This window comes from Streptomyces sp. OZ13 (assembly GCF_052068155.1).
GTDB lineage: Bacteria > Actinomycetota > Actinomycetes > Streptomycetales > Streptomycetaceae > Streptomyces.
This window is the reverse complement of sequence record NZ_JBQHCZ010000009.1, coordinates 64352-81572: the sequence shown is the minus strand read 5'-3', so window position 1 is coordinate 81572 and position 17221 is coordinate 64352. Positions and strand designations below refer to the sequence as shown.

The window sequence follows — 17221 nt, the reverse complement described above, 5'->3', positions numbered from 1 at the left end:
GGGCGGGGTCTCGGAAACGTCGGAATCAGGCTGCGGAGCCGGAGGCGCTCGACGTGCTGGAAGACGAAGAGGAAGCCGTCGAAGAGGCGGCAGGGGTCGACGCCTTCGTGTCCGACGAGGACTTCGTGCCCGTCGACGACGAGGAGGTCGACGCGGGTGAGCTGCTCGACGACGAGCCGCGGCTGTCGTTGCGGTAGAAGCCGGAACCCTTGAAGACGATGCCGACCGCTGAGAACACCTTCTTCAGGCGTCCGTCACAGCTGGGGCATACGGTCAGGGCGTCATCGGTGAACTTCTGCACCGCCTCGAGGCCCTCGCCGCATTCGGTGCACTGGTACTGGTAGGTCGGCACTTGTCTTCCTCCTGGCACTCTCACTCGATGAGTGCTAACGACGATCCATAGTGACGTATTCCGCGGAATCAGTCCACCGTCACCGGCACTCGGTGACCGATCCCACGCGCCGCGACCCGTCCGGAGGTACGCGGCGTGAGACGCGAACGCAGTGTCACAAGGGTGATCAGCGCGAGCGCGGTGCCCACCAGCGGCACGGCGAATCCGGCGCTCGCGCCGTGCTCGTCGGCCAGTTGTCCGGCCACCGTCACGGCGGCTGCCTGGCCCAGCGCCACCGCGCCCGTCAGCCAGGTGAAGGCCTCGGTGCGGGCGGAGGCCGGTACGAGCGAGTCGACGAGGGTGTAGCCGGTGATCAGCGCGGGGGCGATGAACAGGCCGACGATCAGGCCCAGCGCCCCCAGCAGCACCACGGAATGGGCCGTCCAGAGGACGGACGCGGCAAGGGTGAGACCCGCGTAGCCCAGCACCAGCCGGCGGCGCGGCCCGGTCTTCCAGGCGATGGCGCCGACGGCGACGCCGGCCAGCATGTTGCCGGCGGCGAAGAGGCCGTACAGCAGACCGTTCATACCGGGCTGCCCGATCTCCTCGGTGAACGCGGTCAGCGAGACCTGCATGCCCCCGAAGACGGAGCCGATGCCGAGGAAGGCCACCGCCAGGACCCGCACGCCGGGCACGGACAGCGCGGAAGTGCGCTCGGCCCGGGAGTCGGAGAGGGAGTGGCCGTGGGCGGGCTGGGTGCGGCGCTGGGCGGCGAACAGCAGTCCGCCGGCCAGGGTGAGCGCGGACTCGGCGATCAGACCGGCCGCCGGGTGGACCCCGGTGCACAGTGCGGTGGCGAGGACGGGTCCCACCACGAAAGTGAACTCGTCCGTCACGGACTCGAAGGCCGCGGCCGTCGACATCAGCGGCGAGCCCTGGAGGCGCGCGGCCCAGCGGGCCCGCACCATCGGGCCGACCTGAGGAACGGAGGCGCCGGTCGGCACGGCCGCGGCGAACAGCGCCCACAGGGGGGCGCCGGTGAGGGCCAGCACGGTGAGCGCCGCACCTGAAACGGTGTGCACGAGCACGCCGGGGACCAGCACGGCGCGCTGGCCGAAGCGATCGGCGAGCTTGCCGCTCTGCGGCGCGAACAGCGCCATGGACACGCCGGTGACGGCTGCGACGGCGCCTGCGCTGCCGTACGAGCCGGTGGTGTGCTGGACGAGCAGCACGATGCCGATGGTGAGCATCGCGAAGGGCTGCCGGGCGGCGAACCCGGGGAGCAGGAATGTCCAAGCACCTGCGGTACGGAGCAGCTGCCCGTAACCAGGACGCTTGCCAGAAGCGACCGTGGACTCCACGGTCCTTGCCTTTCTGCCGCCTGGTAGCGCTCCCCTGGGTGTCGGGAGCCGCCGAGAGCTGTCCTCTTGCGCGGAACTGCGGTAGATACCGGGGCCCACAGCGAGGGACTCCGCGGCCGCCATACGGTCGCGCCAGCTCTGCGTCAGGCAGAGTTGGTCGATCAGTGTGCCTTCATGGTACAGGGACTTTCCCTGCCGCATCCTGGGAAATGGCAGGGATCACCTCATGTATTCCTGTGATTCACGGAGCGGTCAACGGTTTACCCGCTGATCCGGCCCCGCCGGTCACAGGTGCCGGCGGCGTGCGCCGCCCCCTGTGCCCAGCCAGCCCGCGAGCTTTCCGCCCTGGGCGACCGCCCGCAGGCGCCGCTCCGCGGCGTCCCGCACGGGGTCGGTCGCCACCACGAGAAGCTCGTCGCCGTGCCGCAGCACCGTCGAGGGCAGCGGTACGAAGCTCTTGCCGTCGCGGACCACGAGGGTGACGGCGGAGCCGGACGGCAGCCGCAGCTCCGCGACCTCCACGCCGTGCATCTTCGACCCATCGGGGACGGCGACCGAGAGCAGGTGCCCGCGCAGCCGCTCCAGGGGCGCGGACTCGATGCCGAGGTCGGCGGCCTCCGAGGAGTCGCCGAGCCGCAGCCGCTTCGCGAGCCAGGGCAGGGTCGGCCCCTGTACCAGCGTGTAGACGACCACCAGGACGAAGACGATGTTGAAGATCCGGTCGTTGCCTTCGACTCCCGCGACCATGGGGATCGTCGCGAAAATAATGGGCACGGCGCCGCGGAGACCGGCCCACGACATCAGCACCTGTTCCTGCCACGGGATACGGAACGGCAGCAGACTGACGAAGACTCCGACCGGGCGCGCGACCGCGGTCAGCATCAGGCCGACGATCACCGCGGGCCAGAAGTCGCGGAGCAGCTCGTGCGGCGTCACCAGCAGGCCGAGCAGGACGAACATGCCGATCTGGGCCAGCCAGCCGAGCCCCTCTGCGAAACCGCGATTGGCCGGGGCGTGCGGCAGTTTGGCGTTGCCGAGGACCATCGAGGCGAGATAGACGGCGAGGAAGCCGCTGCCGTGCGCCATGGCGCCGGCCGCGTACGCCATGACCGCGATCGCCAGGACGGCGATCGGGTAGAGACCGGAGGCGGGCAGAGCCACGTGCCGGAGGGTGTACGCGCCGAGCCAGCCGGTCGCGAGTCCGATGACCGCGCCGATCGCCAGCTCCAGCGCGATCTCGCCGATCAGCATGTACCAGGCGTCGATCGGTCCGGTCGTGGAGAACGCCACCACCAGGATCACCACGGGTGCGTCGTTGAAGCCGGACTCCGCCTCGAGGGCTCCGGTCACCCGGGAAGGCAGCGGCACCTTCCGCAGTACGGAGAAGACCGCGGCGGCGTCGGTCGACGAGACGACCGCGCCGACGATCAGGGCCTGCTGCCACGGGAGTCCCACCAGGTAGTGGGCGGCGGCGGCGGTGACGCCGACGCTCACCGCGACCCCGACCGTCGACAGTGCGGCGGCCGCGGGCAACGCGGGCCTGATCTCTTTCCACTTCGTGCCGAGTCCACCTTCGGCCAGGATCACCACGAGGGCGCCGTAGCCGATGACCTGCGTCAGTTCGGCGTCATGGAACTGGACGTCGAGCAGGCCGTCCCGGCCGATGGCGATCCCGATGCCGAGATACAGCAGCAGGCTGGGAAGGCCGCTGCGCGAGGACACGCGCACAGCCGCCACGGCGACGAGCAGGACGAGCGAGCAGATGAGCAGGAGTTCGTTGAGCTGGTGGACAGTCAGTGGCCGATCCTTCCCCTCGCGCCTTGCGGCCGGATCCTCGTACCGGCGGGCGACACTTCGTTACCTTACCTAATCTTTAACGCTTCCTTGACGGTGTGATGATCTGTTTGTCTGTGGACGAGGGTGCCTTGTGGATACCGCGTCCGGGCCGGTCGGGCGCTGCGCCTAGAGTTGCCTCAGCATTCCCAGGACCACCCTGCCCCTCGAAGGACAGCGATGCCCGCCAACACAACCGCCTCTTCCCCCAAGAAGAAGAAGGGGCGACGCGCCCGTCTGCTCGTGCTCGTCCTGGTGCTGGCCCTCGTGGCGGGCGTCGGCTACGGGGCGTACTGGAGCATCAGTACGGTGCGTGCCTCCTTCCCGCAGACCACCGGGTCGATCCAACTCGAAGGGCTCGGCGGCAAGGTCGAGGTCAAGCGGGACGACCACGGCATCCCGCAGATCTACGCGGACACCGACGAGGACCTCTTCCGCGCCCAGGGCTTCGTCCAGGCGCAGGACCGCTTCTGGGAGATGGACGTCCGCCGGCACATGACCGCCGGCCGGCTCTCGGAGATGTTCGGCTCCGGACAGGTCGGGACGGACGCGTTCCTCCGCACGCTCGGCTGGCGCCACGTCGCCCAGCAGGAGTACGACACCAAGCTCTCCGCGGAGACGAAGAAGTTCCTCCAGGCCTATTCGGAAGGCGTCAACGCGTACCTCAAGGGGCGCTCCGCCGAGGAGATCTCGGTCGAGTACGCGGCGCTGTCCTTCACCAACGACTACAAGCCCGAGCCGTGGTCGCCGGTCGACTCGGTGGCCTGGCTCAAGGCGATGGCCTGGGACCTGCGCGGGAACATGGAGGACGAGATCGACCGCTCCCTGCTGACCAGCAGGCTGAGCGAGAAGCAGATCAAGGACCTCTACCCGTCCTATCCGTTCGAGCGCAACAAGCCGATCGTGCAGGAGGGCGGCATCAGTCAGGTCACCGGGAAGTTCGACCCGGCGGCCAAGCCCTCCGACCTCGAGGACGGCTCCACCGGCGCAAACACGGGTGACGGCACGGGAACCGGCGGCACCGGCGACGGCACCGCCGGCGGTGACGCGGACGCGGCCTCGGGAGCGAGCTCTCAGCTCGCCGCGCTCTCCGACGCCCTCGACGCGGTCCCCGCTCTCCTCGGCCCCAGCGGCAACGGCATCGGGTCCAACTCCTGGGTGGTCGACGGCGAGTACACGACCACGGGCAAGCCCCTGCTGGCCAACGACCCGCACCTCGCGCCCCAGCTGCCCTCGCTCTGGTACCAGATGGGCCTGCACTGCCGTGAGGCCTCCGAGAAGTGCCGCTACGACGTCGCGGGCTACACCTTCTCCGGAATGCCCGGCGTGATAATCGGCCACAACCAGGACATCGCCTGGGGCTTCACCAATCTCGGCGCCGACGTCACCGACCTCTATCTCGAGAAGCTCGCCGGCGACAGCTACCTCGTCGGCGACGAGGAGAAGCAGCTGACCACCCGCAAGGAGGTCATCAAGGTCGCGGGCGGCGCCAGCAAGACGATCACGGTCCGCTCCACCGGGCACGGCCCCCTGGTCTCCGACCGCAGTGAAGAGCTGGAGAAGGTCGGCCAGAAGGCGCCCGTGTCCAACGCCGCGCCCGACCGCGCAACCGGCTACGGAGTCGCCCTCCAGTGGACCGCCCTCCAGCCGGGCAGGACCATGGACGCCGTCTTCGAGCTCAACCGGGCCAAGGACTTCCAGAGCTTCCGCACGGCTTCGCAGAAGTTCGAGGTCCCCTCGCAGAACCTGGTCTACGCCGACACCAAGGGCAACATCGGCTACCAGGCCCCCGGCCGGATCCCGGTCCGCGCCCAGGGTGACGGCTCCACCCCCGCGCCCGGCTGGGACCCGGCGTACAAGTGGACCGACTACATCCCCTTCGACGAGCTGCCCTACGAGTACAACCCCGACCGCGGCTACATCGTCACCGCCAACCAGGCCGTCATCGACGCGGAGAAGTACCCGTACCTGATCACCAAGGACTACGGCTACGGCGCACGGAGCCAGCGGATCAACGACCTCATCGAGTCGAAGATCCAGGGCGGCGGCAAGATCTCGACCGAAGACATGCGCACCATGCAGACGGACAACAGCAGCGAGATCGCGAAGCTGCTCACGCCCTACCTGCTGAAGATCGACATCTCCGACCCGTACGTCCGCGAGGCGCAGAAGCTGCTCGAGGGCTGGGACTACACCCAGGAACCGGACTCCGGTGCCGCCGCCTACTTCAACGCGGTGTGGCGCAACGTCCTCAAGCTGGCGTTCGGCAACAAGCTCCCCAAGGAGCTGCGCGTCGAGGGCGAGTGCCTCAGCGTCCGGCCCGCCGACAGCACGGCCCCGGACGACGACCTCGAGGAGCGGGTGCGCGAGTGCGGCCAGCGTGACCCCGACTCGGCCCAGCCCGACGGCGGCGACCGCTGGTTCGAGGTGGTGCGACGGCTGCTGAAGGACGAGGACAACACCTGGTGGCAGTCGCCCCGGACGCGTACGGAGCAGGCGACCGACAGCCGTGACGAGCTGCTCGGCCGTGCGATGGCGGACGCCCGCTGGGAGCTGACGGCCCGGCTGGGCAAGGACGCCTCCAGCTGGAGCTGGGGCCGCCTGCACCAGCTCACCCTGAAGAACCAGACGCTCGGCACCGACGGCCCGGGCTTCCTGCAGACTATGCTCAACCGCGGCCCGTGGAACCTCGGCGGCGGCGAGGCCGCGGTGAACGCCACAGGCTGGAACGCGGCGGGCGGTTACGAGGTCGTGTGGGTGCCCTCGATGCGGATGGTGGTCAACGTCGGCGAGTGGGACGAGTCCCGGTGGATCAACCTCACCGGTGCCTCGGGCCACGCGTACAACGCGCACTACACCGACCAGACCGACTTGTGGGCCGATGGAGAGCTGCTGGACTGGGCCTACAGCGCGGAGGCGGTTTCGGCCGGCACCGCCGACACGCTCACGCTCGTTCCTCCGGGCTTCTCCGTCCCGTGAACCGGATGACGCCGTCGGGCGTCACCACCGCGTGAACGGGGTGGTCGTGCGGTTCCACCGGGACCTGCGTGACCACCTCGTTCGCGTGCAGGAGCACCACGAGCGCCGGGTCCGCGCCAGCGGCTGCGAGACGGGCGAGGACACGGTCGTACGAACCGCCGCCGCGCCCGAGCCGCATGCCCCGGGCGTCCACGGCGAGCCCGGGCAGCAGTACGGCGTCGGCCGTGAGCACCGCGTCCGGACCGAGCCGTTCCCCGTCCGGCTCCAAGAGCCCCCGCCCGGCGCGCCGCAGGTGACCGGCGCCCCGGTACACCCCCCAGTCCAGGTCGTTGTCGTCCAGCAGCACGGGCAGCAGGACGCGTACTCCTCGGGCGAGCAGCGCGTCGAGCAGCGCGTGTGTACCGGGCTCGCGCCCGACGGACACGTAGGCGGCGACGGTGCCGGCGCCGGCGAGCTCGGGGAGCCGCAGAGCGTGCCGTGCGAGAACCGCGGCGGTCTCTGTCACGTCCTCTGTGGACAGGAGCCGTCGTGCGCCGAGCAGTTCGGCCCGCAGCACGCTCTTTTCCGACATGTCGGCGTTCATTGCCCACCCGTAAATGCGTTGTACACGTCTTTGTGAGGACGAAGTTAACCGGAGTATCATCTTCCGCCCATACTCAGCGGATATGGTGCTGCGCATGACTCAGTCGCACCCCAGGATCAGCAAGGCTGTCATCCCAGCCGCAGGCCTCGGCACCCGGTTCCTGCCTGCCACGAAAGCCACGCCCAAAGAGATGCTGCCTGTGGTCGACAAGCCGGCGATCCAGTACGTGGTCGAGGAGGCCGTCTCGGCCGGCCTCTCCGACGTACTGATGATCACAGGACGCAACAAGCGTCCGCTCGAGGACCACTTCGACCGCAACTACGAGCTCGAGGAGGCGCTGTCCCGCAAGGGCGACGCCGGCAGGCTCGCGAGGGTCCAGGAGTCCAGCGACCTGGCGACGATGCACTACGTGCGTCAGGGCGACCCGCGCGGCCTCGGTCACGCCGTCCTGTGCGCCGAGCCGCACGTCGGCGACCAGCCCTTCGCGGTCCTCCTCGGCGACGACCTGATCGATCCGCGCGACCCCCTGCTCGCCCGCATGGTCGAGGTCCAGGAGCGCGAGGGCGGCAGCGTCATCGCGCTGATGGAGGTCGACCCGGCCCAGATCCACCTCTACGGCTGCGCCGCCGTGAAGCCCACCGGTGACAGCGACGTCGTCAAGATCACCGACCTGGTGGAGAAGCCGGAGACCGCGGACGCGCCCAGCAACCTGGCGATCATCGGCCGCTACGTCCTCGACCCCGCCGTCTTCGGCGTACTGCGGGAGACGGAGCCGGGCCGCGGCGGCGAGATCCAGCTCACCGACGCTCTCCAGAAGCTCACGGAGGCGGACCAGTCCGCCGCCGCCACGGAGTCGAGCCCCGGTGGCCCGGTCCACGGAGTGATCTTCAAGGGCCGCCGCTACGACACCGGTGACCGCGGCGACTATCTGCGTGCCATTGTCAGACTCGCGTGCGAACGTGAAGACCTGGGCCCGGAGTTCCGGGACTGGCTTCGCAGTTTTGTGAACGAGGAGATGTAGGACCGTGAGCAGCACGACCTGGTCGGTGGACGACCACCTCGAGGACATCCTCGCCGCGATCCGCCCGCTCGACCCGATCGAGCTTCAGCTGCCGGACGCTCAGGGCTGTGTCCTTGTGGAGGACGTCACCGTCCCTGTCGCGCTGCCACCGTTCGACAACAGCTCCATGGACGGGTACGCGGTCCGCGTCGCGGATGTCGCGGGCGCCACGCAGGAGTTCCCCGCCGTCCTGACCGTCATCGGGGACGTGGCCGCCGGCAGCGGCGGCCTGCCCACTGTCGGCCCCGGCCAGGCCGCCCGGATCATGACCGGAGCTCCGCTGCCGCCCGGCGCGCAGGCCGTGGTCCCCGTGGAGTGGACCGACGGCGGCACCGGCGGGGGAGCGGCTCAGACGATGCGCCCCGCCGGAGAGGACCCGGCGGGAGCGAGCGGCGAGGTCCGCGTCCACCGGCCCGTCGAGGAGCGTGCGCATGTGCGTGCCCGGGGCAGCGACGTGCAGGCCGGCGACCTTGCCCTCGCGGCCGGCACGGTCCTCGGCCCGCCCCAGATCGGCCTGCTCGCCGCCATCGGCCGCGGCACGGTGCGGGTCCGCCCCCGGCCCCGCGTGGTGGTTCTGTCGACCGGCAGTGAACTGGTCCAGCCCGGCGAGGAGTTGACCGAGGGCAGCATCTACGACTCCAACAGCTTCGCCCTCGCCGCCGCCGCGCGGGACGCGGGCGCGATCTCCTACCGGGTCGGTGCGGTCACCGACGACGCGGATATCCTGCGCGCCACCATCGAGGACCAGCTGATCCGCGCCGACCTGCTGGTCACCACGGGCGGCGTCAGCGTCGGAGCGTACGACGTGGTCAAGGAGGCGCTCTCCTCGGTCGGCGACGAGGACGTGCCCGGCAGCGGGATCGACTTCCGCAGGCTCGCGATGCAGCCGGGCAAGCCGCAGGGCTTCGGCTCCATCGGCCCCGAGCACACACCGCTGCTGGCCCTGCCCGGCAACCCGGTGTCTTCCTATGTCTCCTTCGAGTTGTTCGTCCGGCCCGCGATCCGCGCGCTCATGGGCCTGCCGGACGTGCACCGCCCCACCGCGCGGGCCGTGCTCAAGGCCGACAGGGCCATCGGCTCCCCGGCCGGGAAGCGCCAGTTCCTCCGCGGCAGGTACGACGCGGAGGCCGGCAGCGTCACCCCCGTCGGCGGCTCGGGCTCCCATCTGATCGCGGCGCTCGCCCACGCCGACTGCCTGATCGTCGTCCCGGAGTCCGACACCTCGGTGGAGCCCGGCACGGAGGTCGGCGTGGTCCTCCTGGGCTGACCGGCCCCCTGTGGCGGTACCGTGTCTGACCACACAGGCCCTGACGGGACCGGACCGGGAGCACAGGCGCACATGAGTACGCAAGGCAGGCTGACGCACATCGACGAGGCGGGGGCGGCCCGCATGGTCGACGTATCCGGGAAGGACGTCACCGCCCGCACCGCACGTGCCACCGGCCGCGTCCTGGTCTCGCCGTACGTCGTGGAGTTGCTGCGCGGGGAGGGCGTCCCCAAGGGAGACGCGCTCGCCACGGCACGGATCGCCGGGATCATGGGCGCGAAGCGCACTCCCGACCTGATCCCGCTCTGCCACCCCCTCGCCGTCTCCGGTGTGAAGCTCGACCTTCTCATCGCCGACGACGCGGTGGAGATCGCCGCCACTGTGAAGACGACGGACCGCACGGGCGTGGAGATGGAGGCGCTCGCGGCGGTCTCCGTCGCCGCTCTCACGGTCGTGGACATGGTCAAGGCCGTCGACAAGGCGGCGGTGATCACCGACATCCGCGTCGAGGAGAAGACGGGCGGCAAGTCCGGCGACTGGACCCGCGAGGGGCACGAGGGAGCAGAAGGAGCGCACGCATGACCGTCTCCCACGCCACGGCCCCGTACCGCGCGCTCGTGGTCACCGCCTCCAACCGGGCGGCGGCCGGGGTGTACGAGGACACCGGCGGCCCGCTCATCGCCGAGAAGCTCACCGCGATGGGCTTCGCCGTGGACGGCCCGAGGGTCGTCCCCGACGGAGACCCGGTCGGCGAGGCGCTGCGCGACGGAGTGGCCGACCGGTACGACGTCATCGTCACCACCGGCGGCACGGGCGTCTCGCCCACCGACCGCACGCCCGAAGTGACCCGCGCCCTGCTCGACCACGAGGTCCCCGGCATCCCGGAGGCGATCCGCGCGTACGGGCGCGAGAAGGTGCCCACCGCCGTGCTCTCGCGCGGCGTCGCCGGCGTCGCCGGCCGCACCCTGATCGTCAACCTGCCCGGCTCCACCGGGGGCGTGCGGGACGGGCTCGCGGTGCTTGAGCAGATCCTGCGCCATGCCGTCGACCAGTTGCGCGGCGGCGACCATCCCAGACCGTCATGAGCGTCAGCTGGCCGGTCGTCCTGGTGGACGGTGACATCACCCTCCGCCCCATAAAGCTGCGGGACCAGCGCACCTGGCGTGAGGTCAACCGGCGCAACCGCGACTGGCTGCGTCCCTGGGAGGCGACGATCCCGCCCCCGGCACCGGGCGGGCCGCTCATCCAGCGGCCGACGTACCGGCAGATGGTCCGCCATCTGCGCGCGGAGGCGAACGCGGGCCGGATGCTGCCGTTCGTGATCGAGTACCAGGGCAGGCTCGTCGGTCAGCTGACCGTGGCCGGGATCACCTGGGGCTCGATGTGCTCCGGGCATGTCGGCTACTGGGTCGACCGGAGCATCGCCGGCCGCGGAGTCATGCCGACGGCTGTCGCCCTGGCCGTCGACCACTGTTTCCGTTCGGTCGGTCTGCACCGCATCGAGGTCTGCATTCGGCCCGAGAACGGGCCGAGCCGCCGCGTGGTGGAGAAACTCGGATTCCGTGAAGAGGGCCTGCGGCCCCGTTATCTCCACATCGACGGCGCCTGGCGGGATCACCTGGTGTTCGCGCTGACGGCCGAGGAGGTGCCGGACGGGCTGCTCAACCGCTGGCACCAGGCACGACCCGGAACCGCCCGGGAAATAAAATAAGTGTTCGAAATTGGTCAGCGGTAGCCATGAACCGATCTGAACAATCACAAAAAAAGGTCCGTGATATCAGCCAGATCGTGCGACACACCGGGCCAATTGGCGGATGCCCTTGTGCAAATCCCTCTACGGTGTGTTGCGTGAGCAGCAGCGGCCTCATCTACGCAGTCATCGTCGGGGCCTGGGCCGCCTACTTGGTGCCGATGTGGCTCCGCAGGCAGGACGAGCTGAACGAAGCCCGTCCGACGGAACGCTTCTCCACCGCCATCCGGCTGCTGTCCGGACGAGCGGCGATGGAGCGCCGGTACGCCAAGGAGCTGCGGGAACGCACCGCTGAGCAGCCCGAGCACGACGTGGACCCGGACGCTGACACGGACCGTTTGAGTTCCGTGGACGTCCGGGCCTTCGCCGCGCCCCGCACCGAAGTCCGCCGGGACGTGTCCGAGGACGCCGAGCAGGAGACGGACCGGCCCGCCGGCCGGACCGCCGCCCGGCGCCCCGCCCCACGCCGCCGGTCCGACCGTGCCGCGGCCGCCGAGCGCGCGCGGCGCAGCAAGGTCCTTGCCCGGCGCAGACGGACGACCATCGTCCTCTTCCTCGCCTTCACCCTCGGCGCGGTGGTCGCCGCGGTCGGCGGACTGGGGCTCCTGTGGGCGCCCGCCCTGCCGGCCGTGCTCCTCAGTGCCTACATCGTGCAGATGCGCGCCCAGGAGCGGCGGCGCTTCGCGTTCACCATGGACCGGCGGCGGGCGGAGGCGGCGGCGCAGCGGCTGCGCGAGAACCGCCCGCGCCGCCACCAGCCGGCGACGGCCGCGGCCGAGCCCGGGGAGCCCATGGAGCAGGCCGAGGACGCCGAGCCGGAGCCGGCGCCGAAGCTCTCCCCGCAGGAGGCGGGCCGCCGCGCGCTGGTCGAGCAGACCGATCACGCGGAATGGGTGGACCAGCAGCGCCAGCGTGGCCCCGTGACCGGCGACAGCTGGGAGCCGGTGCCGGTCCCGCTGCCCACGTACGTCACCGCTCCGGTCGCGCCGCGCGCGTCGAGCGGCGTCGACGTCAGCGACCCGGAGACCTGGAGCGCCGCCCGCTCCTCGGTGGCCGAGCCGGCGCCCGCCCCGCGCGAGACACCGGACCCGGAAGCCGGCGCCGCGCCGGGCCGCCGCACCCCCTCCCCGTCCCGCCGCGCCCGCGACCGGGGCCGCACACCGCTCTTCGACCAGTACGCGGACGAGGACCGGCCGCGCGCCGCCAACGAGTGACGACGCATGCGGAACGAGACCGCCCGGGGGCGCTGCCGAAACGACCGGCAGCGCCCCCGGGCGTCGTCCGTGACCAGCAAGAAGACCGGCGGGACGACCAGCGGGGAACGGATTTCCAAGCACCCCGATCGGGATGCTAGAGTTTCACTCGTTGCAAGGGCCTGTGGCGCAGTCTGGTAGCGCACCTCGTTCGCATCGAGGGGGTCTGGGGTTCAAATCCCCACAGGTCCACCGCAGCTGAGAGCCCCAGTCGGATTCGTCCGACTGGGGCTCTCGCCATTCATGCGGCAGCCGACTGCGGCAACCGGGCCGAGACCCGGTCGTCCCTGACGCGTCCACGAGCCGGCGGGCGCGAGCCGTACGGAGCCGTGTCTGTCGCGGCAGGCCGACGGCGACCACCTTGCGGGACGCTCCGTTCGGCAGGGCCCGTGGCGGTCCAGGGAGCGCCTCACACCATGAGGCACTCCGTCACGACACCTGCGCCTTGTCGTAGACGGCCTTCGCCTCCGCCCCGAAGTACGGGCCGAACATGCGGTTCGGCAGGAACGTGTAGCCGAAGCTGTTCACGGAGACCTGCAGACCCGTCCCGGTGGATTCGTTGAAGGACTCGAACCAGGGGCCGCCGCTGGAGCCGCCCGTCATGTTGCAGCCGAGGCTGTGGTCCTGGGAGAAGAGGAAGTCCTTCGAGCTGTTGCCGCTGCAGTGGATGAGCTTGGAGCCGTCGTAGGGGGAGGCGGCGGGGAAGCCGAAGGCGTACATCGCCTTGTTGTAGCCGCCGTTGAACTTCAGGCCCTGGGCGCCGACGGTCTGGCTGAGTGTCTTTCCGTTCAGCGGGGCGACGACGGCGGCGCCGACGTCGTAGTTGATGTCCTCGCTCGCCGCCCACTGGTCCGTGGCGAGTGTCTTGGTGGCGCTCCACTGGCCGTACGGCGCCTGGCCGTTGTCGTAGCCGGGGACGAAGACCCAGTTGGTGTGCCAGGAGCCCTGGTACTTCACGCAGTGACCGGCCGTCATGACGGTGCTGCCGTTGGTGCTGGTGACCGAGTTGCCGGAGCAGGAGGCGGTGCGGCCCTGGAAGGTGAAGAACACGCGGCCGGAGGTCTTCACCACCGAGCCGCCGCCCGTCCACGGGCCGCCGGCCTGCGGGAAGGCCGTGGGCCCCACGACCGTCTCCTCGCCGGCCGGTGAGGCGGGTGCCCGGAAGGAACCCGGCGTGGCGCGGATCACGTCCAGCGGGGTGGCGCTCCGCATCCGCTCGGCGGTCCAGAAGCCCTTGGCCGCCTGGTCGGGGGCGAAGGACGCGGGAGTGGGGGAGGGGGGCGGGGCGGCGCCGGCGGAGGTGGCGGACAGCGCCCCGGCGAGCAGGGCGCCGACAGCGGTCAGGACCGAGGCGGCAAAGCGGTGGCGTCTCACGCATGTCTCCTTCTGCCGTGCCCGCCCGCGGGATGCCTCGGGCGGGGTGGGGGACAGGACGGTGCGGATCGACGTGCGTGAGGCAGAGTGCCACGAATCGCGAACTTATGTCAGGGGCGCGTCAAGAACTTCGCCATGCAGAGGCTGCTCTCGTACTCCCGGTAGTGGCCGAATTTCGCGCACGGCACGTAGCCGCTGGAGGTGTACAGCGCGATCGCCTCCGGCTGCATGTCCCCGGTCTCCAGCACCATGCGGGTCCGGCCGGCCGCGCGTGCGTCCTCCTCCAGGGCGGCAAGGATGCGGCGGGCCAGGCCCAGGCCGCGTGCCTCCGGGATCACGTACATGCGCTTCAGCTCGGCGTCGCCGTCCGAGTACCCCTCCGGGTTCTCGTCCTGGGTGCGCCAGCCGCCGGTCGCCAGCGGGCGGTCCTGGTCGTCGTAGGCGATGAGATACAGGCCACTCGGCGGGACGAACATCGAGGCGTCGAGCGGCGTGGCGTCGCCCTCGCCGTCCCCGTATCGCTCCACGTATTCCAGCTGGACCTGGTCATTGAGCTTCACGGCATCCGGGTGGTCGAAGCTCACGGTTCTGACATGCATGCCCAGAAGCGTACGTGTATGCGAATGGCGTCGGCCGGTATGGTGCCGGGATGCTCACCGTGACCTCCGTGAATGTGAACGGTCTCCGTGCCGCCGCGAAAAAGGGCTTCGTCGAGTGGCTGGCCACCACCGCCGCCGACGTGATCTGCCTCCAGGAGGTGCGCGCCGAGGCCGATCAGTTGCCCCCGGAGGTCCGTAACCCCGAGGGCTGGTTCACGGCGCACGCCCCGGCGGCCGCGAAGGGCCGTGCCGGCGTCTCGCTCTACACGCGGCGTGAACCGGACGCGGTGCGCATCGGGTTCGGCTCGAGCGAGTTCGACGGCAGCGGGCGGTACGTCGAGGCCGACCTGCCCGGTGTCACGGTGGCGAGCCTGTATCTGCCGTCCGGCGAGGTCGGCACGGAGCGCCAGGACGAGAAGATGCGCTTCATGAGCGAGTTCCTGCCGTACCTGAAGGAACTGCGGGCCCGGTCGGCGGCGGACGGCCGCGAGGTCGTGGTCTGCGGCGACTGGAACATCGCCCACCAGGAGGCCGACCTCAAGAACTGGAGGGCCAACCGGAAGAACTCCGGCTTCCTCCCCGAGGAGCGGGAGTGGCTCGGCCGGGTCTTCTCCGAGGCGGAGTACGTGGACGTGGTCCGCGGCCTCCACCCGGACCGGGAAGGCCCGTACACCTGGTGGTCCTACCGCGGGCGGGCCTTCGACAACGACTCGGGCTGGCGCATCGACTACCAGGTGGCGACGGCCGGTCTGGCGCGGCGCGCGGTGAAGGCGTGGGTGGAGCGGGCGGCGACGCACGGCGAACGCTGGTCGGACCACGCGCCGGTGACGGCCGTCTACGGCCCGTAGGCCCGGTTCGGACGGCGCGGACGGTCGGTTCTCGGCCGGGCCGCCCTGTCCGTCAGTTCTCGCCCAGGTCGCCCGGGTCCCGGCCCAGCAGCCGGGTGCCGAGCGGGCACCGCTGGTAGAGGACCACACGGCGTCGCCGGCGGCTGCGGACCAGCCGGGCCCGGCGCAGGATGCCCAGGTGGTACGAGACCGTCGCCGGCGCCAGAGCCATGTCCCGGCTCAACTCCGAGGTCGAGCGGGGTTCGTCGAGGCCGGCGAGCAGCATCGCCCGTGTCTCGCCGATCAGTTCACGTAGCGCGTCGTCGCCCTGTTCCGGGGAGGAACCCCACAGCCGGGAGACCCCGTGCGCGGGGTAGGTCAGGACGGGCGGCCGCGGATGCTCGGCGCTGAACAGGACTTGTGCGTCCACGGCGGTGGAGGGCACCAGGACGAAACCGTCGGTGGCCCAGTCGACGACCACGTCGTACGGGCGGGCTATGCGGATCTCACCGTCCCGCCAGCGCACCCCGTCCCCCAGATCGTCGATCATGGCTCCCGCGCCGAGGCCGGCCATCTTCTCGGCGCGGTGGCTGACGTCGTCCTGGAGGACGGCACGGACCGCGTCCCACTCCGGTGCGAGCGCCGCGGTGAAGTAGTCGACGAGGGCGTCCGCCGCGCGCGAAGCCAGTGCGGCCGGGCCGGCCCGCAGCGCGTCGGCGACCGGGGGCGGCATCGGGCGGCGTCGCCACCGCTCGTACGCCGCGGCGCTCGGGAAGGCGGCGGCGACCTCCGGACGTATCGCGCGCCCCCGGAAGGCGATGTCGAGGTGGTGTTCGACCTCGTCCGGCGGGGTCCGGCGCACGACGTCCGCGGCCCGCTCCACGGAGACCAGGGCGCGGCCCGGAGACGGGGTGAGGAAGTCGGGCGTGTAGGGGTGGTCGTGCGGGATCAAGCCGTGGAGCAGTTCGAGAGAACGGGGCTCCGCGCCGGTCGCGGCGCGGTCGAGGCGGCGCCGGAGGTGCGCGGGCTGCCGCCGCAGGGCCCTTCGGCGGATGCCGCCGACCGTCTCCGTCGCGGCACAGATCGCGAACCGTGAACGCCCGAGGGTGTCCGCCGACACCGGGATCCGTACCGTCATGCCGTCCGCCTCCCCCGCGCCCCCGTCCCGGCGCGCCCAGTGTGCCACGCGGCCAGGGGACCGGTCGGATTCGAGCCCGCTCGAATCTGTGGGCCGAAGACTGCGGCTCCTGTTGGGTCGTTGTCGTCATCGCATCCCGCGTACCAGGCGAAGGAGCGCACCTCATGCCCGTCGATCGTCGCCGTTTCCTCCTGAGCGGCACCGCCGCCGGCGCCCTTGCCGTCGTCGGCGGAGCCGGCCTCCCAGGTCATGCCGCCGCGGCCCCGGCCCGCCCGGCGAACTCCCCGGCCGCCCGTGCGCCGGTCGTCGCCGGCGCCAATCCGGGCCTGGTGCTCTACGACGGGGACCGGCTCACGGCGTACGCCGCGGTCTGGCAGGTCGACTGGTCCCCCTACGGCGCCGGGAACGTCATCGTCCTGTGGCACCGGGACCAGGTGCACCTCTACGGCTCCGATCCGGGTCTGGCGCGTTGGCTGGAGCGGTACTTCGTGCGCCACTTCCCGGAGGCGGAGGGCCTGGTGTGGCCCGAGCCGGTCCTGCACCGGGTGCCGGTGCGGGTGAGGGTGGACCTTGCGCACGGCCTGCGGGCCGACGCGGCCGACGTGCACATCACCATGGGCGACGTTCTCGACAGGCGTGCGTTCGCCACCGACGCGTTCCCTCTCGGCGGCGGGGTCGAGCACAGCCTCAGTCTCGTGCTCGGTCCGTGCGGGCACGGCTCTGTCCACGTCGGCGGACGCGCACTTGCCGGCCGGCCGCGTGTCGGAGGCACCGCGGCGCGGCCCACGTCGACGGCCTACCTCGCCGTCGCGGAAGTCTGGCAACGCCCGTTGGCCGCCGATTCGTCGGCGGCGGGCTGAGCCCCG

General features: G+C 71.0%; 16 protein-coding genes and 1 tRNA gene. 10 read left to right on the top strand and 7 right to left on the bottom strand.

Annotated elements, in window-relative coordinates; genetic code table 11:
- Positions 1–25 precede the first annotated feature (25 nt).
- The 3 genes from ACTMTU_RS20880 to ACTMTU_RS20870 form a co-directional block, all read right to left on the bottom strand.
- Positions 26–352, bottom strand: a complete 327-nt coding sequence (locus tag ACTMTU_RS20880; RefSeq protein WP_441265015.1) for an FmdB family zinc ribbon protein — start codon at positions 350–352, stop codon at positions 26–28.
- Between the two features lie 68 nt (positions 353–420).
- Positions 421–1692, bottom strand: coding sequence for an MFS transporter (locus tag ACTMTU_RS20875; protein ID WP_441265014.1), 1272 nt, complete (start codon positions 1690–1692; stop codon positions 421–423).
- A gap of 285 nt (positions 1693–1977) precedes the next feature.
- Positions 1978–3489 carry a potassium/proton antiporter gene (locus tag ACTMTU_RS20870; RefSeq protein WP_441265205.1) on the bottom strand — a complete coding sequence of 504 codons (1512 nt, stop codon included), beginning with the start codon at positions 3487–3489 and terminating at the stop codon, positions 1978–1980.
- Positions 3490–3705: 216 nt separating this feature from the next.
- On the opposite strand from ACTMTU_RS20870, the gene ACTMTU_RS20865 reads away from it, so the two are divergent.
- Complete coding sequence (locus tag ACTMTU_RS20865; protein WP_441265013.1) at positions 3706–6504, top strand: penicillin acylase family protein; 2799 nt, start codon at positions 3706–3708, stop codon at positions 6502–6504.
- On the opposite strand, the gene ACTMTU_RS20860 is transcribed toward ACTMTU_RS20865, so the two are convergent.
- Positions 6470–7087 (bottom strand): 5-formyltetrahydrofolate cyclo-ligase, encoded by a 618-nt coding sequence (locus ACTMTU_RS20860; protein WP_441265012.1) that lies wholly within the window; start codon positions 7085–7087, stop codon positions 6470–6472. The two genes, ACTMTU_RS20865 and ACTMTU_RS20860, sit on opposite strands and share 35 nt — an antisense overlap.
- Before the next feature lie 94 nt (positions 7088–7181).
- Between ACTMTU_RS20860 and galU the strand changes: the two genes are divergently transcribed.
- From galU to ACTMTU_RS20825, 7 genes are all read left to right on the top strand, one after another.
- Positions 7182–8108, top strand: coding sequence for a UTP--glucose-1-phosphate uridylyltransferase GalU (gene galU / locus ACTMTU_RS20855; RefSeq protein ID WP_441265011.1), 927 nt, complete (start codon positions 7182–7184; stop codon positions 8106–8108).
- A 4-nt stretch (positions 8109–8112) separates the two neighbouring features.
- Complete coding sequence (glp, locus tag ACTMTU_RS20850) at positions 8113–9414, top strand: molybdotransferase-like divisome protein Glp (RefSeq protein WP_441265010.1); 1302 nt, start codon at positions 8113–8115, stop codon at positions 9412–9414.
- Positions 9415–9486: 72 nt separating this feature from the next.
- A complete protein-coding gene (moaC, locus tag ACTMTU_RS20845) occupies positions 9487–9996 on the top strand; it encodes a cyclic pyranopterin monophosphate synthase MoaC (RefSeq protein ID WP_441265009.1) in 510 nt (169 codons plus the stop codon).
- Positions 9993–10499 (top strand): MogA/MoaB family molybdenum cofactor biosynthesis protein, encoded by a 507-nt coding sequence (locus ACTMTU_RS20840; protein WP_441265008.1) that lies wholly within the window; start codon positions 9993–9995, stop codon positions 10497–10499. Before moaC ends, ACTMTU_RS20840 begins: the two co-directional genes overlap by 4 nt.
- Complete coding sequence (locus ACTMTU_RS20835; protein ID WP_356618506.1) at positions 10496–11125, top strand: GNAT family N-acetyltransferase; 630 nt, start codon at positions 10496–10498, stop codon at positions 11123–11125. The genes ACTMTU_RS20840 and ACTMTU_RS20835 overlap by 4 nt, the downstream gene beginning before the upstream one ends.
- A 137-nt stretch (positions 11126–11262) precedes the next feature.
- Positions 11263–12378, top strand: a complete 1116-nt coding sequence (sepX, locus tag ACTMTU_RS20830) for a divisome protein SepX/GlpR (RefSeq protein ID WP_441265007.1) — start codon at positions 11263–11265, stop codon at positions 12376–12378.
- A 157-nt stretch (positions 12379–12535) separates the two neighbouring features.
- Positions 12536–12609: transfer RNA gene (locus ACTMTU_RS20825), tRNA-Ala, on the top strand.
- Positions 12610–12846: 237 nt separating this feature from the next.
- On the opposite strand, the gene ACTMTU_RS20820 is transcribed toward ACTMTU_RS20825, so the two are convergent.
- Together ACTMTU_RS20820 and ACTMTU_RS20815 are read right to left on the bottom strand one after the other, a co-directional pair.
- Positions 12847–13791: a trypsin-like serine peptidase gene (locus tag ACTMTU_RS20820; RefSeq protein WP_441265006.1), complete on the bottom strand. Its 945-nt coding sequence runs from the start codon at positions 13789–13791 to the stop codon at positions 12847–12849.
- Between the two features lie 110 nt (positions 13792–13901).
- The gene (locus ACTMTU_RS20815; protein ID WP_005316460.1) at positions 13902–14390 is read right to left on the bottom strand and encodes a GNAT family N-acetyltransferase; all 489 of its coding nucleotides are present in this window, start codon (positions 14388–14390) and stop codon (positions 13902–13904) included.
- A 50-nt stretch (positions 14391–14440) separates the two neighbouring features.
- Between ACTMTU_RS20815 and ACTMTU_RS20810 the strand changes: the two genes are divergently transcribed.
- Entirely contained in the window at positions 14441–15238 is a 798-nt protein-coding gene (locus tag ACTMTU_RS20810) for an exodeoxyribonuclease III (RefSeq protein ID WP_441265005.1), read from the top strand.
- 52 nt (positions 15239–15290) lie between these two features.
- On the opposite strand, the gene ACTMTU_RS20805 is transcribed toward ACTMTU_RS20810, so the two are convergent.
- Positions 15291–16355: a winged helix-turn-helix domain-containing protein gene (locus tag ACTMTU_RS20805; protein ID WP_441265004.1), complete on the bottom strand. Its 1065-nt coding sequence runs from the start codon at positions 16353–16355 to the stop codon at positions 15291–15293.
- A gap of 164 nt (positions 16356–16519) precedes the next feature.
- Between ACTMTU_RS20805 and ACTMTU_RS20800 the strand changes: the two genes are divergently transcribed.
- Positions 16520–17215 (top strand): hypothetical protein, encoded by a 696-nt coding sequence (locus ACTMTU_RS20800; protein ID WP_441265003.1) that lies wholly within the window; start codon positions 16520–16522, stop codon positions 17213–17215.
- Positions 17216–17221 lie beyond the last annotated feature (6 nt).

What these genes read in the sequence shown, in the direction of transcription:
- ACTMTU_RS20800 (WP_441265003.1), top strand. Translation starts at nt 16,520, where the DNA reads ATGCCCGTCGATCGTCGCCGTTTCCTCCTGAGCGGCACCGCCGCCGGC.
- ACTMTU_RS20815 (WP_005316460.1), bottom strand. Translation starts at nt 14,390, where the DNA reads ATGCATGTCAGAACCGTGAGCTTCGACCACCCGGATGCCGTGAAGCTC.
- ACTMTU_RS20810 (WP_441265005.1), top strand. Translation starts at nt 14,441, where the DNA reads ATGCTCACCGTGACCTCCGTGAATGTGAACGGTCTCCGTGCCGCCGCG.
- ACTMTU_RS20860 (WP_441265012.1), bottom strand. Translation starts at nt 7,087, where the DNA reads ATGAACGCCGACATGTCGGAAAAGAGCGTGCTGCGGGCCGAACTGCTC.
- ACTMTU_RS20840 (WP_441265008.1), top strand. Translation starts at nt 9,993, where the DNA reads ATGACCGTCTCCCACGCCACGGCCCCGTACCGCGCGCTCGTGGTCACC.
- moaC (WP_441265009.1), top strand. Translation starts at nt 9,487, where the DNA reads ATGAGTACGCAAGGCAGGCTGACGCACATCGACGAGGCGGGGGCGGCC.
- ACTMTU_RS20835 (WP_356618506.1), top strand. Translation starts at nt 10,496, where the DNA reads ATGAGCGTCAGCTGGCCGGTCGTCCTGGTGGACGGTGACATCACCCTC.
- ACTMTU_RS20805 (WP_441265004.1), bottom strand. Translation starts at nt 16,355, where the DNA reads ATGACGGTACGGATCCCGGTGTCGGCGGACACCCTCGGGCGTTCACGG.
- ACTMTU_RS20865 (WP_441265013.1), top strand. Translation starts at nt 3,706, where the DNA reads ATGCCCGCCAACACAACCGCCTCTTCCCCCAAGAAGAAGAAGGGGCGA.
- galU (WP_441265011.1), top strand. Translation starts at nt 7,182, where the DNA reads ATGACTCAGTCGCACCCCAGGATCAGCAAGGCTGTCATCCCAGCCGCA.